The sequence below is a fragment of the Streptomyces sp. NPDC028331 genome (assembly GCF_055565775.1).
In genome coordinates, this window is sequence record NZ_JBVHTR010000008.1 from 294,388 (window position 1) to 309,700 (window position 15,313).

General features: G+C 71.3%; 13 protein-coding genes and 2 tRNA genes. 10 read left to right on the plus strand and 5 right to left on the minus strand.

From position 1 onward, the window contains the following. Positions 1-140: 140 nt before the first annotated feature. The gene (locus ACZ4SW_RS15120) at positions 141-1,340 is read right to left on the minus strand and encodes an ROK family protein (protein ID WP_468242574.1); all 1,200 of its coding nucleotides are present in this window, start codon (positions 1,338-1,340) and stop codon (positions 141-143) included. A 470-nt stretch (positions 1,341-1,810) separates the two neighbouring features. On the opposite strand from ACZ4SW_RS15120, the gene ACZ4SW_RS15125 reads away from it, so the two are divergent. Next, a complete protein-coding gene (locus ACZ4SW_RS15125; protein WP_468242576.1) occupies positions 1,811-2,431 on the plus strand; it encodes a biotin transporter BioY in 621 nt (206 codons plus the stop codon). Here the strand turns inward: ACZ4SW_RS15125 and ACZ4SW_RS15130 are convergent. Beyond that, positions 2,415-3,746, minus strand: coding sequence for an FAD-binding oxidoreductase (locus ACZ4SW_RS15130; RefSeq protein WP_468242579.1), 1,332 nt, complete (start codon positions 3,744-3,746; stop codon positions 2,415-2,417). The two genes, ACZ4SW_RS15125 and ACZ4SW_RS15130, sit on opposite strands and share 17 nt — an antisense overlap. A 68-nt stretch (positions 3,747-3,814) precedes the next feature. Beyond that, positions 3,815-5,287 carry an amino acid permease gene (locus ACZ4SW_RS15135; RefSeq protein ID WP_468242581.1) on the minus strand — a complete coding sequence of 491 codons (1,473 nt, stop codon included), beginning with the start codon at positions 5,285-5,287 and terminating at the stop codon, positions 3,815-3,817. Positions 5,288-5,554: 267 nt separating this feature from the next. On the opposite strand from ACZ4SW_RS15135, the gene ACZ4SW_RS15140 reads away from it, so the two are divergent. Together ACZ4SW_RS15140 and ACZ4SW_RS15145 are read left to right on the plus strand one after the other, a co-directional pair. Then, on the plus strand, positions 5,555-6,040 hold the full coding sequence (locus ACZ4SW_RS15140; RefSeq protein ID WP_468242584.1) for a ribose-5-phosphate isomerase: 486 nt from the start codon (positions 5,555-5,557) through the stop codon (positions 6,038-6,040). A 78-nt stretch (positions 6,041-6,118) separates the two neighbouring features. After that, on the plus strand, positions 6,119-6,928 hold the full coding sequence (locus tag ACZ4SW_RS15145; RefSeq protein ID WP_468242587.1) for an Fpg/Nei family DNA glycosylase: 810 nt from the start codon (positions 6,119-6,121) through the stop codon (positions 6,926-6,928). Positions 6,929-7,102: 174 nt separating this feature from the next. Here ACZ4SW_RS15145 and ACZ4SW_RS15150 read toward each other — a convergent pair whose 3' ends face one another. Continuing rightward, positions 7,103-8,332, minus strand: a complete 1,230-nt coding sequence (locus ACZ4SW_RS15150; protein WP_468242589.1) for a GNAT family N-acetyltransferase — start codon at positions 8,330-8,332, stop codon at positions 7,103-7,105. 149 nt (positions 8,333-8,481) lie between these two features. Here ACZ4SW_RS15150 and ACZ4SW_RS15155 point away from each other — a divergent pair, with 149 nt between their 5' ends. From ACZ4SW_RS15155 to ACZ4SW_RS15165, 3 genes are all read left to right on the plus strand, one after another. Next, the gene (locus ACZ4SW_RS15155; protein WP_468242592.1) at positions 8,482-9,660 is read left to right on the plus strand and encodes a SpoIIE family protein phosphatase; all 1,179 of its coding nucleotides are present in this window, start codon (positions 8,482-8,484) and stop codon (positions 9,658-9,660) included. A gap of 24 nt (positions 9,661-9,684) precedes the next feature. After that, entirely contained in the window at positions 9,685-10,137 is a 453-nt protein-coding gene (locus ACZ4SW_RS15160) for an HD domain-containing protein (RefSeq protein WP_468242594.1), read from the plus strand. 389 nt (positions 10,138-10,526) lie between these two features. Continuing rightward, positions 10,527-10,721, plus strand: a complete 195-nt coding sequence (locus ACZ4SW_RS15165) for a hypothetical protein (RefSeq protein ID WP_388566933.1) — start codon at positions 10,527-10,529, stop codon at positions 10,719-10,721. Between the two features lie 476 nt (positions 10,722-11,197). On the opposite strand, the gene ACZ4SW_RS15170 is transcribed toward ACZ4SW_RS15165, so the two are convergent. Beyond that, positions 11,198-11,268: transfer RNA gene (locus ACZ4SW_RS15170), tRNA-Gly, on the minus strand. Positions 11,269-11,420: 152 nt separating this feature from the next. Between ACZ4SW_RS15170 and ACZ4SW_RS15175 the strand changes: the two genes are divergently transcribed. From ACZ4SW_RS15175 to ACZ4SW_RS15190, 4 genes are all read left to right on the plus strand, one after another. Then, positions 11,421-11,497, plus strand: a tRNA-Pro gene (locus ACZ4SW_RS15175). 208 nt (positions 11,498-11,705) lie between these two features. Next, entirely contained in the window at positions 11,706-13,097 is a 1,392-nt protein-coding gene (gene tig / locus ACZ4SW_RS15180; protein ID WP_468242597.1) for a trigger factor, read from the plus strand. 557 nt (positions 13,098-13,654) lie between these two features. Further along, complete coding sequence (locus tag ACZ4SW_RS15185; protein ID WP_200417786.1) at positions 13,655-14,266, plus strand: ATP-dependent Clp protease proteolytic subunit; 612 nt, start codon at positions 13,655-13,657, stop codon at positions 14,264-14,266. Positions 14,267-14,566: 300 nt separating this feature from the next. After that, entirely contained in the window at positions 14,567-15,247 is a 681-nt protein-coding gene (locus ACZ4SW_RS15190) for an ATP-dependent Clp protease proteolytic subunit (protein WP_388566925.1), read from the plus strand. The last annotated feature ends 66 nt before the right edge of the window (positions 15,248-15,313 follow it).

Here is a 15,313-nt window from a genome sequence, read left to right on the forward strand (position 1 = left end):
AGAGAACTCACGCAGACGGAAACACGCGCTTCATGCGCGGCAATGTGTCAGCAACAGAGGGTGCGACAGTTCGTGAGCGGGTTCATGACCAGCATGTTCCCGGCCACGGGCGACCCCTGTCAACATTCCGAGTTTCTGAATTAAATAGCCTCAGGTGAGGTGCCCAGCGGATCCCGGAACAGCACGTCGAGAACCACGGAACCGCCCGCCACGGCCAGCACGGAATCCGGGAAGCTCGTCGGGAGGACGGCCGCGGCACGACGTATTCCGGCCGCTTCCCGCAGCGCGTTCAGGCAGTCCTCGAAGTGCATGACACTGACCTCGGTCACCACCACCGCCTCCGGGTTGAGCACGTCCAGCAGCAGCCCGGCCGCCCGCCCGGTCATCCGGGCCCGATCCGTCAGCAGCCGCCGGGCCACCGCGTCCCCGGCGGCCGCCGCGGCCACCACGTGCATCGGGTTCACCCCGTCGATCACCCCGGCCGCCCGGGCCCGCCGGCACAACGTCCGCTCGCTCAGCTCCACTTGCAGGCAGCCGGTACGGCCGCACGCGCACGGCTCGGTACCGCCCGGCAGCGGAAGGTGGGCGATCGCACCGGCCTGTGAGCGGGGTCCGTGGTGCACCTCGTCGTTGGTGGCGAAGGCCGCGTCGACCATGTTGCCCACGAACAGGTGCAGCACGCTGCGGCTGCCCCGCACCCGGCCGAACAGCCGCTCGCCGTTCACCAACGCGCGCGCGTGCCCGTCCACATGGACCGGCAGCCCGGTACGGGCCTGGAGCAGCTCCCGCACCGGCACCTCGCGCCAGCCCAGCAGCTCGTGCTCGACCACGGTGCCCGTCTCCCGGTCCACCCAGCCGCCGACCGCGACCCCGGCCCCCAGCGGCCGGCGGCCCGGCGCCTCGGCGAGCAGTGCCGAGAGTCCTTCCGCGGCCCGGGCCAGCACCCGGCCCGGATCCGGCCGCTCGTGCTTCAACTCCCGCCGGGCCACGACGCGGCCGCGCAGATCGAGCAGCGCGACCGTGGTGTACGGCACGGCCACGTGCACCCCGCCGACCACGAACCGCTCGGTGTCGAGATCGACGGGCACATGCGGCCGGCCCACCCCGTTCGAGCGGCGCGGGGCCACCTCCTCACGGATCAGCCCGAGCCCGGTCAGCCGGGCACAGTGCTCGGTCACGGACGCGGGCGACAGCCCGGTCAGCCGGGCGACGGTACTGCGCGCCACCGGCCCGTGCTCCAGCACGGACCGCAGCACGACGCTGGCGCTGGTGCGCCGCCGGTCGCTGTCGGCGGCACGGGGAACGGGGGAGGCAAGGGTGGATGCCGCGGTACGGGGCATGGAGGACCGTCCTTGAGGAACGGGGCCGACACGTCTCGGAAGGAGGAGGCGCGCCGGGGCTCGCCTCTATCCCGGACGGCGACAGGTGGCCGTGCCCTGGCGTCGCAGGTCGACATAGCGACGCGACGTGAAGTACCGGGCCTGGGCAACCATGCGTTCGAAGCTAGCAAACGGGCCCGCCGCTGCCCAGACGGCGACCGACGGGCGAGACGGGTGCGGCGGGGCTCCGGCGGGGCTGCGGCGGGACTTTGGTGGGACCCTACAGTTCCGGTTCGAACGCCCGGAGGCGAGCTGACCGCCCCACCTCAGTGACCGGTATCACGCCCGGCCATGTGTAAGCGGCATCCTTTGTGCGAGTTCCATGAACCCGGTGTTCCCCCCTTTGTCGAGCGCCGACGGTGATCGGCTCCGGGGCGCTGGGATAGCGTCACGGTGTCCCGACGTGTCCACCTCACCTCCGCGGAGTCCCCATGAGCACCGCCACCGCCACCGCTCGCCCCGGCGCAGTCCTCGCCGACCTGCTGCCCTCCCCCAAGCTCTCGGCCTCGCTCGAGCAGGGCGGTGCCACCCGCGTCCGCGACGCCGCCCTCGTCGTCGGCGGCGCCGTGCTCACCGGCCTCGCCGCCCAGGTGGCGATCCCGGTGCCCCACTCCCCGGTGCCGGTGACCGGCCAGACCTTCGCCGCCCTGCTCGTCGGCACCGCGCTCGGCGCCCGCCGCGGCTTCCTCTCCCTCGCCCTGTACGCGCTCGCCGGTGTCGCGGGCGTGCCGTGGTTCGCGGACGGCACCTCCGGCGCGGCCTCGGTCACCTTCGGCTACATCCTCGGCATGCTGCTCGCCTCGGCGGCCGTGGGCGCCCTGGCCCGCCGCGGCGCCGACCGCTCCCCGCTGCGCATGGCGGGCACCATGATCATCGGCGAGGCGATCATCTACGCGGTCGGCGTCCCCTACCTGGCCCTGGCGGCCCACCTCTCCCTCTCCCAGGCCGTCGCGGCCGGTCTCACCCCGTTCCTGATCGGCGACGCCCTCAAGGCCGCCCTGGCGACGGGCGCGCTGCCCACCGTCTGGAAGCTCGTCAACAAGCAGCGCTGACGCCGTAGTTCCTGCGGAAGAGGTTCGCCGGGTCGTATTGGTCCTTCAGCCCGGCGAGCCTCTTGCGCGTCCGCGGGCCGAACAGCCCGGCACCCCGGTCCCCGGCCCCGAAGGCGAAGTTGAGCGACCGGCCGAGGGTGTCGTCGGCCAGTAGGGCGAACGCCGGGTCCAGCACCGCCCGCGCCCGCTCCCGGTCCCCGACGGTCAACAGCCGCAGCAGGAACCGCCCCTCGCGATACGGCACCGCGTTCGGCGCCGGCCGGGCCAGCGCCCCGCCCAGATGGTTGACCTGCACGACACACATCAGGTCGGCCTGAGGTCCGGTCCGCTCCAGCAGTTCACCGGCCCGCTCGACGTCCAGCTCCCGCAGCACCGCGCTGTCCCCGTAATAGGCGTGCGGGAAGTCCGGGTCGCTGTGGATGGTGTGGCTGTCGGCGTAGGGCATCTCGCGCAGCGAGTCCGACAGCACCGGCCCGATCTCCCGCAGCGGGGCCGTGAGCCGTGCGCCGTCGGCGCCCGTGTACGCGACCCTGACCGAGACGACGTACCGGCCGCGCAGGTGCGGCGGCAGCGCGGGCACGTCCGGGTACGGCACGGCGGCGAAGGAAGAGGTCAGCCCGTCCGGCACGGTCCGCGTCCACGCCTCGTACGCGCGCAGCACGGCCGCGGGGTCCACCTCGCGCCCGTCGAAGGCGAGCGAGCCGCCGTACAGCGTCCGCACCGGGACCAGGCCGATCTCCAGCTCGGTCACGATGCCGAAGTTCTGCCCGGCACCGAGCAGCGCCCAGTACAGGTCGGGGTCGGACTCCTGGGTGACATGGCGGAGTACGCCGTCGGCGGTGACGATCCGCAGCCACCGCACATGGTCGGCCGCGTACCCGAACTCCCGTGCGAGGATGCCGAGTCCGCCGCCCAGGGTGTACGACACCGCGCCGACGCCCGGCGCCGACCCGTTGAGCGGCGCGAGTCCGTACGGCGCTGCCGCCGCGACCACCTGCCCCCAGCGCACTCCCGCCTGTACGCGGACCGTACGCGCCTCGGGGTCGATGGTGAGTCCGTCCAGCCGCCGGGTCGTGACGAGCAGCCCGCCCTCGTAGCCCCCGGGCAGCCCGTGTCCGGTGGCCTGCACGCCCACCGGCAGGTCTTCGGCGGCCGCGTACCGCACGGCGGCCACCACGTCCGCGGCCGACCGGGCGGCCGCGACAACGGTGGGCCGCTGGGCGAACCCGGTCTGGAATCCGGCGAGTTCGTCGTCGTAGCCGGCGTCGTGGGGGTGCAGGAGGGTCAGGTCTGTGCGCTGGTCCGTGGAGGTCATGCCACGCAGAATGGCCGCATAACCTGACAGGTTCCGTCAGGTTATGCGGCCGTGTCCCGCAGGGCCCGTCAGCCGATGGAGACCTTGTCGGCCGGTGCCTCGGTGGGGGCGGCGGCCGCTCGGCCGCCCGTGATCCGCTCCTTCACCACGGCGATCACCAGCACCACCGCGGCGACGAGCAGGGACAGCAGCACGGTCTCGCGGCCGTCGTGCTCGGTGTCGGTCAGCATGTAGCCGAGGACCAGCACGATGAGCGCGGCCGTCGCCCAGGTCAGGTAGGGGTACAGCCACATCCTGACGACGAGCTTCTCCGGCGCCTCCCGCTGGATGATCCTGCGCATCCGCAGCTGCGAGAAGCAGATGACCAGCCAGACGAACAGGGCGACCGCACCGCTGGAGTTCACCAGGAACAGGAAGACCGAGTCCGGGAACTTGTAGTTGAAGAAGACGGCCACGAAGCCGAACACGACCGACGCCACGATCGCCGCCATCGGCACGCCCCGGGACGTGGTCCGCGCGAACGCCTTCGGCGCATCGCCCCGCTCGCCCAGCGAGAAGGCCATCCGGGAGGCGGTGTAGAGCCCGGAGTTCAGACAGGACAGCACCGACGTCAGCACGATGAAGTTCATGATCTGGCCGGCGTGCGGGATGCCGAGCGAGTCCAGGGCGGCGACGTAGGAGCCCTTGTCCTTGATGGACGGGTCGTTCCACGGCAGCAGCGACACGACCACGAAGATGGAGCCCAGGTAGAAGACGGCGATACGCCAGATGATGCTGTTCGTCGACTTCGTGACCGCCCGCTGCGGGTCCTCCGACTCGCCGGCCGCCAGCGTGGCGATCTCGCTGCCCATGAAGGAGAACACGACCAGCAGCACACCGGTGAGGATGGCGCCCGGACCGTGCGGCAGGAAGCCGCCGTGGGCGGTCAGGTTGCCGAAGCTCGCCTTGTCGGTGTGCACGCCCGGCAGCACGCCGAAGACGGCGAGCAGACCGACGACGATGAACGCGCCGATCGCCACGACCTTGATACCGGCGAACCAGAACTCGAACTCACCGTAGGAGCCGACGGAGACCAGGTTGGTCGCGGTCAGCACGATCATGACGATGAGCGCCCAGCCCCACTGCGGCACGGCGGGGACCCAACCGGCGAGGATCTTGGCGCCCGCGGTGGCCTCCACGGCGAGCACGACCACCCAGAAGAACCAGTACAGCCAGCCGATGGAGAAACCGGCCCAGCGGCCGAGCGCCCGGTCCGCGTGCGCGGAGAACGAGCCCGAGGTGGGGTTCGCGGCGGACATCTCGCCCAGCATCCGCATCACCAGCACCACGAGCGTGCCGACGAGCGCGTACGAGAGCAGGATGCCGGGGCCGGCGGTGGCGATACCGGAGCTGGAGCCGACGAACAGGCCGGCGCCGATGACACCGCCGATGGCGATCATCGTCAGATGACGGTTCTTGAGTCCGGCCCGAAGGCCGCCGCCGGGTTCTCCGGGGTGGCCGGATGCTTTTCCGGCCGGGGTAGGGGTCGGCTGCGAAGTCATAAGGGGTGATTCCTTTGCGCCGGGTGTACGAGAAACGAGAGGGGACACACGTACGGACGGACACCTTCTGCCCCGTACCCGCGGAAGTACGGGGGCTCATACGAGCGGTGTACGAGCCGGTCCAGTGAATCCGAGGCGAACAAATTCGGGAACCTTTGAATCCGGATTGTTACTTGAGGTTTTCTTGAGGTTCTATGGTGTAGCTCACATCTTTCCCGGCCGTCACCCCGCGAGGCCGACCCGCGACGGACATGACACACTCGGACCATGCGCGTGTACCTCGGCTCCGACCATGCCGGTTTCGAACTGAAGAACCACCTCGTCGAATGGCTCAAGGCCGCCGGCCACGAGCCCGTCGACTGCGGGCCCCACATCTACGACGCCCAGGACGACTACCCGCCGTTCTGCCTGCGCGCCGCGGAGCGGACCGCCGCGGACCCCGACTCCCTCGGCATCGTGATCGGCGGCTCCGGCAACGGGGAGCAGATCGCCGCGAACAAGGTCAAGGGCGTGCGGGCGGCCCTCGCCTGGAGCGAGGAGACGGCCTCCCTCGGCCGGCAGCACAACAACGCGAACGTCGTCGCCGTCGGTGCCCGGATGCACACGGCACAGGAGGCGACGAAGTTCGTCGAGACGTTCCTGAACACGCCGTTCTCGGGCGACGAGCGGCACGTGCGGCGCATCGACATGCTGTCCTCGTACGAGACCACCGGTGAGCTGCCGCCGATCCCCCCGCACCACCCGCAGGGCTGAGAACCGGCAGGTCCGAGGCGGAGCCAGGGGCGAGGAGCCCCCGGCGTCGCCCGGTGTTGTGAAAGGGCGAGGGAAGCCGTGCCAGAGGGGCACACCATTCACCGGCTGGCCCGGGACTACGCGGCGCGGTTCGCCGGCGGCGCCGTCACCGTCACCAGCCCCCAGGGCAAGTTCGCCGACGCCGCCGCCCTCCTCGACGGCGCCGAGCTGCACACCGCCGACGCCCACGGCAAGCACCTCTTCCTCGGCTTCCGCGGCGCCGACTGGGTCCACATCCACCTGGGCCTGTTCGGCAAGGTCACCTTCGGCGACGCCCCCGCGCCCCCGCCCACCGACACGGTCCGCCTGCGGCTGGCGAACCCCGCCGCGTACGTCGACCTGCGCGGCCCCACCACCTGCGCACTGATCACCGACGAGGAGAAGGCCGCGGTCCACGGCCGCCTGGGCCCCGACCCGCTGCGCGCCGACGCCGACCCCGGGGCGGCGTACCGGCGCGTGCGCCGCAGCCGGACGAGCGTCGCCGCCCTGCTCATGGACCAGAAGGTCATCGCGGGAGTCGGCAACGTCTACCGCGCCGAGGTCCTCTTCCGGCACGGCATCGACCCCTACCGGCCCGGCAAGGACATCACCCCCGCCGAGTGGGACGCGATCTGGGCCGACCTCGTCGCCCTGATGCGCGAGGGCGTCCGCACCAACCGCATCGACACCGTGCGACCCGAACACACCCCGGAGGCCATGGGCCGCCCGCCGCGCGTCGACGACCACGGCGGCGAGGTGTACGTGTACCGCAGGGCCGCCCTGCCCTGCCACCTCTGCGGCGACGAGATCCGCACCGCCCCTCTCGCCGCCCGCAACCTGTTCTGGTGCCCCGGCTGCCAGAGGTCATAGAGGCCGCGCAGGGCTCGCAGAACTCTGCGCAGACCCCATCGAGCCGCGCGAGCCCCCGCTCCGGCCCCGGGCCCGTAGACCGTGTGGCAGTCACCGAGGCTGGGACCCGTGCGGCAGCCGCCGAGGCTGGAAAGCGTGCGGCAGCCACCCGGGCTGGAAACCGTGCGGCCGGGTCTAGAAACCGTGCGGCAGCCACGGAGCCACCGCCGAGCCGAAGGCCAGGGACGCCTCCGCCAGCGCACCCTGCCGCACCTCCCGCACCCGCCCGGCCGCGGCCAGCGACGTGAGCGGCACTCCGCCCAGATACGCCGCCCCCAACTCCCGGACGGACAGTGCGAGATCGGCCGCGTCCGCCGTACGCGCACAGGCGGCGCCCTTCGCGTCGCCCGTCAGCCGCCAACGCCCCTCGTTCCAAGGGCAGAAGGCGTCCTCCACCTCGAACACCACATCCACGGGCGCCTGGTACGTCCGGGCCTGAAGCGCCGCGCCGACATCGACGAGACGCGCATGGAGGGCGTCCCTCAGCCGCGGCCGACACCGCCGGATGTCGGAGACCAGGTACTGCCAGGCGTCGTCGACCGGCCGTGCGCGCACGACCAGTGTCGTCGTCAGGTCTACGCCGCACAGGAACCGCCACAGGGCCGCGTCCGTCGCCGGGTCGAGCGCAGCCAGGTCCTCCAGGATCACCGTCCCGTCGTGCCCGGAGACTCCCCAGCCGAGCTTGGTGCGGAAACGGGCGTACCCGGTGACCTCGCCCTCCCGCTCGGCGACCACGCACTGCAATGCGGAGGCCCCGTCCCGCTCGCTCGCCGGATCCAGCAGCCCCACCCGCTCCCAGCCGGGCCGCCGCGCCAGCATGCCGGGACGGCCGGGCACCAGCCGTGCGTACACCGCCTCACACGCGTCGAGGACGTCGGCCGGGGCCGCGTACCGCAGCCGTACGGCATCCGTACCGGCCGGGACGGACAGCTCGACGCGGCTCGTGTCGATCTCGGCGCCGAGCTGGAAGGTCGCCGCGCCGTACCCGAACCGGCCGTAGATCGCGGGCTCGGAGGCGGTCAGCACGGCCAGCGGCTCGCCCCAGGAGCGGACGTCGTCGAGCTGGCGGCGCATCATCGAGGTCAGCACCCCGCGCCGGCGGTGCGTGGCCGCCACGCTCACCATGGTGACGCCCGCCGCGGGAACCGAGGCGCCGCCGGGGACCGTGAGGCGGAAGCTGAAGGCGCCCGCCGTACCGACACACTCCGGTCCGTCCCATACGCCCAAGGATCGAGGGAACTCGGTGAGTTCCTGATCCAGTGCCCGCTCTTCGGGCGATTGCTGAACGCCGGCGAAGGCCCGCACCAGGTTGTCGTACCACGCGTCCCACTCGTCCTGCCGCAGCACCCGCACGTCCCTCGTCATGCGCCATGCCTATCAGGGCAATGCGGGGCGAGCGAGGGAATTTCTCCCCCGGCGCCGGCCGACGCTTCCTGTGAAGTTCATTGCTCGGACGGGGGACAAGTGGGACCTCCCGTGCCAAGCGGCTGGTCCGATGGATAGGGTCCCGAGCAATGGCAGCAGGACGACAGCGGCGCGCGGAAGCCGAGACGTTCACGGCCCGGTTGAAGAAACAGTGGCACCGGGCCCGCACCGGCGTGCGCCGATCCGCCGTGGACTACTTCCGCGGGGACGGCTCGGACTGGGTCGCGCTGGCCGGCCTGCTGCTGACGATCCCGCTGATCGCGGCGGTCACCCTGGCCAACCCCGTCTGGTGCTCACCGGCCGTCCTCGTCCTCCCCATCGTCGCCGGCGGCCTGCTGCTGCGCCCTTCCAGCCTGCTCGGCCTGTACGCCGCCGGCGCGACCGCGCTGATCGTCGAGTCCGTCAAGCTGGGCCCCTACACCGAGGGGCCGTCCCGGGTCACCCCCGGCATCGTGCTCGTGGTCGCGGCCTGCGGTTTCTTCGGTCTGCTGATCGCGCAGTTCCGCAGCCGGGTCGGGGTGCCGTGGCGGCGCGGCGGCACCATGCTCTTCGACCTGCGTGAACGCATCCGGGTCCAGAGCAAGCTGCCGAAGCTGCCGCTCGGCTGGCACCGCGAGATGGCGCTCAGACCGGCCGGCGGGCAGTCCTTCTCCGGCGACTTCGTGGTCGCGGCCCGCACCAACGGCGGCCGCACCCTGGAGGTCGTCCTCACCGACGTCTCCGGCAAGGGCATGGACGCCGGTTCGCGCGCCCTGCTGCTGTCCGGGGCGTTCGGCGGGCTGCTGGGATCGCTCCCACCGCACGCGTTCCTGCCCGCGGCGAACGGCTACCTCCTGCGCCAGGACTGGGACGAGGGCTTCGCGACCTCCATCCACCTGGTCCTGGACCTGGAGTCCGGCGACTACGAACTCTATTCCGCCGGACACCCGCCGGGCCTGCAGCTCAGCGCGGGCAGCGGCCGCTGGGAGGAGAAGGCGGCCGAGGGTCCGCTGCTCGGCGTCTACGACGGCGCCCAGTTCGACCCCGTCAAGGGCACGTTGCGGCCCGGAGACGTGCTGATGCTGTTCACGGACGGCCTGGTGGAGACCGCCGACCGCGACATCGTGGAGGGCATCGACCGCCTCACCGGCGAGGCCGACCGCTATGTGGCGGGCGGTTTCCGCGGCGCCGCCTGGCACCTCATCGAGGCGGTCGCGAAGGACGTGAACGACGACCGGGCACTGCTGCTGATCTCCCGCGAGGGGCCGACGGCGCAGGCGGTGCGCTGAAGGGAAGTGAGGGGGAGACCCGTCATGTCGCTCATGACACCGGCCGAGGTCGAGGCCGTCGCCCGCGCCGCGCACTCCGCGCAGCAGGACAAGGCCGGACGGCCCTACACCGAGCACCTCGCGGCCGTCGCCGAGGGCGTGCGCGCCCGCGGCGGGGGAGACGAACTGGTCGCCGCCGCCTGGCTGCACGACTCCGTGGAGGACGGTGTCCTCAGCGAGGAGTGGCTCGACGCCGCCCCCTTGTCCCCGACGACCAAGGCCGTCGTGCGGGCCGTCACCAAGCGGCCCGGCGAGGACCCGGAGGCGTACGCGCGGCGCATTCTCGCCACACCGGGAGCCCGCCTGGTGAAGGCGGCCGACCTCGCCCACAACGCGGACCCGCAGCGGCTCGCCGTCCTCGACGCCCCCACGGCCGAGCGGCTCACCCGCAAGTACGCCGCCATGCGCCGGTATCTCGGCCTCACCGCCGACGACTGACGGACCGCACGAACCCGTGCTCCTCGGGTCAGGTCGACTCGCGTGACGGGCGCGGAAGTTATGTGCTCGTTCGTCCTGGGCCAAAAGGGGAAAAACGCGAGCAATCGACTCGGCGGAATGTCGGTGTCGAATTGTCTGCGATCGGGATGTGTGAGCAGGGAAACGATCAGTGGGGATTTCCTGTGCGGTGGTTGTGCAATTTCCTGCCGCTGCCGCTGGGTTGACCATGAAACCGTGCCCCCGCTGTGACGAGTTGCCGCCAAGGTGGTCGACGATGCTTCAGCGGCCGCATAGGGCGGGCCGGTTGGTGGCACGATGGTTCTGGCGGGGGTGCGCAGGGGACGGCGCCCCGGGCCGGGAGAGCGGACCGACCGAGGGTGTGATCAGTTGTGGCCATTTCGCTGTCAGTGGTGCTGCTGTTGGCGATCATCCTGGTGGTGATGATCCGAGGGGGCTCGATCAAGGCCGGACCGGCGATCGTGGCGATCCTCTTCGGCTTCTTCCTCGCCTCGACCGGCATGGCTCCGTCCATCAACCGCTTCCTGAACTCGATAGCGGACACGATCAACTCGATCCGCTTCTGAGCGGGAGCGGGACCACGTCCGGCGTCGTCGTCCGGATCCGGACCCCGCGCGGAGCCGGGTCGTGCTGTGCGCGGAGTCGCGCCGTGCCTTGCGCCGTGTTCTACGCGGGGAGGGAAGCAGGGCGTGCCGGGATGCCGTCGCGCGGCTCGCGCAGTGGCCGGCGGGGGCCGCTGGACGCCGGCGGGGTCCGCCGCGGCGGGCGGCGGTGCGCAGTGCTCCGGCGCAGCGCCGGTGCTCGCCCGGTTCGGGCTGCCGACCTGTGTGCGTGCACGGACATGCCCGGGCGTCCGGGGGCGACGCCGTGCGCGACGTCATCGACCAGGTGAATCCGGTCGGCGAGAACCAGGTGGAGACCGTCGAGCGCGCCCTGTGGGCCGTCCACGGGGGGCACGCCGGACGCCGGACTGAACAGACCCCGGGAAACGATCAGGGCCAGGTCGGAGGAATGACCCTCCGACCTGGCCCTGAGCCGTCAGAGCGGGCGACGGGAATCGAACCCGCGTAGCTAGTTTGGAAGACTAGGGCTCTACCATTGAGCTACGCCCGCAACACGATGCGCCGCAGGTCACCGACCGCGGCACAGAAGGCATCGTAGCGGGTCGCCCGCCCCGTAGGCCAACGCGTCGGTCCTCGTGCACGCCTGCGAACAAACCGGCCGACTCGGCCGGTCCGGGCATGTACCCTACGTGTCGCACCAGACGGGGTGTGGCGCAGCTTGGTAGCGCGTCCGCTTTGGGAGCGGAAGGCCGTGGGTTCAAATCCCGCCACCCCGACCACAGGCCCGGCACGGCCCGGCGCCGACTCGCGTGATCGCCTTTGGGGGCGCTCAGTGCCTGCGGTTACTATGCAAGCTGCGCGCCCGTGTGTCTGCACTGCCATGTCTCTCAGGCAGGGGCCCGCGAATCCGCCGAAGGCGTGCCCGCCCCTCCGGGTGGCGCAGTCTCGGCAGAACCCCCAAGAAGTCAGCCACAAGGAGACCGAACCGTGAAGAGCGCCGTGGAGACCCTGAACCCGACCCGGGTTCGGCTCACTGTTGAGGTGCCCTTCGAGGAGCTCAAGGACAGCCTCGACGCGGCGTACAAGAAGATCAACCAGCAGGTCACGGTGAAGGGCTTCCGCAAGGGCAAGATCCCGGCCCGTGTCATCGACCAGCGGTTCGGCCGCGGCGCCGTGCTGGAGGAGGCCGTCAACGACGCGCTGCCCAAGCTCTACACCGAGGCGGTCAACGAGGCCGAGCTGAACCCGCTCGGCCAGCCCGAGGTCGACATCACCGAGCTGAAGGACAACGAGCTGCTGTCCTTCACCGCCGAGGTCGACGTCCGCCCGGCCATCGAGATCCCGGACTACTCCGGCATCGAGGTCGAGGTCGACGCCGTCGAGGTCACCGACGAGGACGTCGAGAAGTCGGTCGAGCAGCTCCGCGACCGCTTCGCCTCCACGAGCCCGGTCGAGCGCGCCGCCGAGGACGGTGACGTGGTCACGATCGACCTCGAGGCCAAGGTCGAGGGCGAGGTCCTCGAGGACGGCGTCGCCAAGGACGTCTCCTACACGATCGGCTCCGGTGAGCTGCTGGACGGTATCGACGACGCCGTGAAGGGCCTGTCGGCCGGCGAGGAGGCCACCTTCACCTCCGAGCTGAAGGGCGGCTCGGCGGCCGGCAAGGAGGCCGAGGTGACGGTCAAGGTCACCCAGGTCGCCGCCCGGGAACTGCCCGAGCTGGACGACGAGTTCGCGCAGCTCGCGTCCGAGTTCGACACGCTGGAGGAGCTGAAGGCGGACAGCCGCAAGCGCCTCGAGAACATGAAGCAGTACGACCAGGCCACGCAGGCCCAGGAGCGCGTCCTGGACAAGCTGCTCGAGCTGGTCGAGGTCCCGGTCCCCGAGAAGCTCCTCGAGGACGAGATCAACACCCGTAAGCACAACCTCGAGCACCACCAGCTCGCCCAGATGGGCCTGACCCTCGACCGGTACCTGGAGATCCAGGGCAAGACCGCCGAGGAGTTCGAGACCGAGACGCGCGAGGCCGCGATCAAGGGCATCAAGACCCAGTTCGTCCTCGACGAGCTGGTCAACAAGGAGAAGCTGAACGTCAACCAGGAGGAGCTCACCGAGCACCTCATGCGGCGCGCGGCCTCCTCCGGCATGTCCCCCGACCAGTTCGCCCAGGCGGTCGTCGAGGGCGGCCAGGTCCCGATGCTGGTCGGCGAGGTCGCCCGCGGCAAGGCCCTGGCGCTGGTCGTCGAGGCCGCGACGGTCAAGGACACCAACGGCGAGGTCGTCGACCTGGCCGACGAGGAGGAGTCGGAGGAGGCGGAGACCTCCACGGACGCCTCCGCCGAGACCACCGAGGCTTCCGAGGAGAAGCCGGAGGCCTAAAGCCTCCACCGGCACGGCGGCACGGGCCCCGGAGCGCACGACGCGCTCCGGGGCCCGTGCCCGTGTGCGGGACCGGTCGGCCGGGGCGCGGTGCTGCGAGCGCCGCGCGGCTCCGTGGCGTGGGCGGGGAGTGCGCCGCCGGCAGCGCGGGCCGTGACGCTCTGCGGCTGCTCCGCACGGGCGCGCGGCCCACCACCGCCGGCACGGGCGGGGGCGGCCCCCCGGATCCCCACCGACGCGACGACAACCCCCTCCACGGCGACAATGGACCCGGGGCCCGGGGCGAAGCCACGCGACGGTCCCCGCGGCGCCGAGGCCCGCGCGACCAGGGGCCGGCACCACCCTGGCGCCCCAGGTGGAGCGCATGCGCTCACAGCGAACAGTTGCCTATGCGGGATTCCCCGAAGGGACCCGCGCGTTAGGGTCCATGAATACGAGGGCAGGGGAGTCCCCGAAGCCGCCCCGCAGGGGGTCGGACGGGGTCCCACGCCCCAGCAGGACACGTGAGACGGCCCCGTGCCGTCGTAAGACGAGCAGGTGGATACGTGACGAATCTGATGCCCTCCGCCGCCGGCGAGCCTTCCATCGGTGGCGGCCTCGGCGACCAGGTCTACAACCGGCTGCTCAACGAGCGGATCATCTTCCTCGGCCAGCCGGTGGACGACGACATCGCCAACAAGATCACCGCGCAGCTGCTGCTCCTTGCCTCCGACCCGGACAAGGACATTTACCTGTACATCAACAGCCCGGGCGGCTCGATCACGGCCGGCATGGCGATCTACGACACCATGCAGTACATCAAGAACGACGTGGTGACGATCGCCATGGGCATGGCGGCCTCCATGGGGCAGTTCCTGCTCAGCGCGGGCACCCCGGGCAAGCGCTTCGCGCTGCCCAACGCCGAGATCCTGATCCACCAGCCCTCGGCCGGTCTCGCCGGCTCCGCGTCGGACATCAAGATCCACGCCGAGCGACTGCTGCACACCAAGAAGCGCATGGCCGAGCTGACCGCCTTCCACACCGGCCAGTCGGTCGAGCAGATCACCCGGGACTCGGACCGCGACCGCTGGTTCGACGCCCAGGAGGCCAAGGAGTACGGCCTGATCGACGAGGTCATCACCACCGCTGTCGGCATGCCGGGCGGCGGAGGCACCGGGGCGGGCTCGTAAGGGTTCCCGGGCCCGCCAGGGCCCGAACGGCCGCCCCCGGCGGACCGTAAGCCTCCGGCGAGGCCCCGGGTCCGCGCGCCGGGCAGCCGGCCGGGACGGCCCCCCGGCCCGGCCGACCCGCCCGGCCGACCGCCCGGGCCCCCGCGAGGGCTCGACGGTCCCGGCACGGCCCCAGGCCCGGCGGCCGGTCCCGGAAGCCCGGCAGCAGCCGTAGCGGCCGTACAGGACCCACACGGACCCGAACAGCCCCCAGCGCCTCCCAGCCCCCAGCCACCGCCCCAGCCCCCTTCAGGAGACACCGTGAACGACTTCCCCGGCAGCGGCCTCTACGACCGTACGCGCGCCGAGTACACCGGCCCCACGGCCGAGTCCCGCTACGTCATCCCGCGCTTCGTCGAGCGCACCTCGCAGGGCATCCGCGAGTACGACCCGTACGCGAAGCTCTTCGAGGAGCGCGTGATCTTCCTCGGCGTCCAGATCGACGACGCCTCCGCCAACGACGTCATGGCGCAGCTGCTGTGCCTGGAGTCGATGGACCCCGACCGTGACATCTCGGTCTACATCAACAGCCCCGGCGGCTCCTTCACCGCGCTCACGGCCATCTACGACACGATGCAGTTCGTGAAGCCGGACATCCAGACGGTCTGCATGGGCCAGGCCGCCTCCGCCGCCGCGGTCCTGCTGGCCGCGGGCACCCCGGGCAAGCGCATGGCGCTGCCGAACGCCCGCGTGCTGATCCACCAGCCCTACAGCGAGACCGGCCGCGGCCAGGTCTCCGACCTGGAGATCGCCGCCAACGAGATCCTCCGGATGCGGACCCAGCTCGAGGAGATGCTGGCCAAGCACTCCACGCAGCCGATCGAGAAGATCCGCGAGGACATCGAGCGCGACAAGATCCTCACCGCGGAGGACGCGCTCCAGTACGGCCTGATCGACCAGATCATCTCGACCCGGAAGATGAACAACACCGCGGTCCGCTGACGCGAATCCACGCGATTCGTCACCGGCCCTGTATCGTCTGCCGCCCCTTGGCACGGTTTGCCCCGG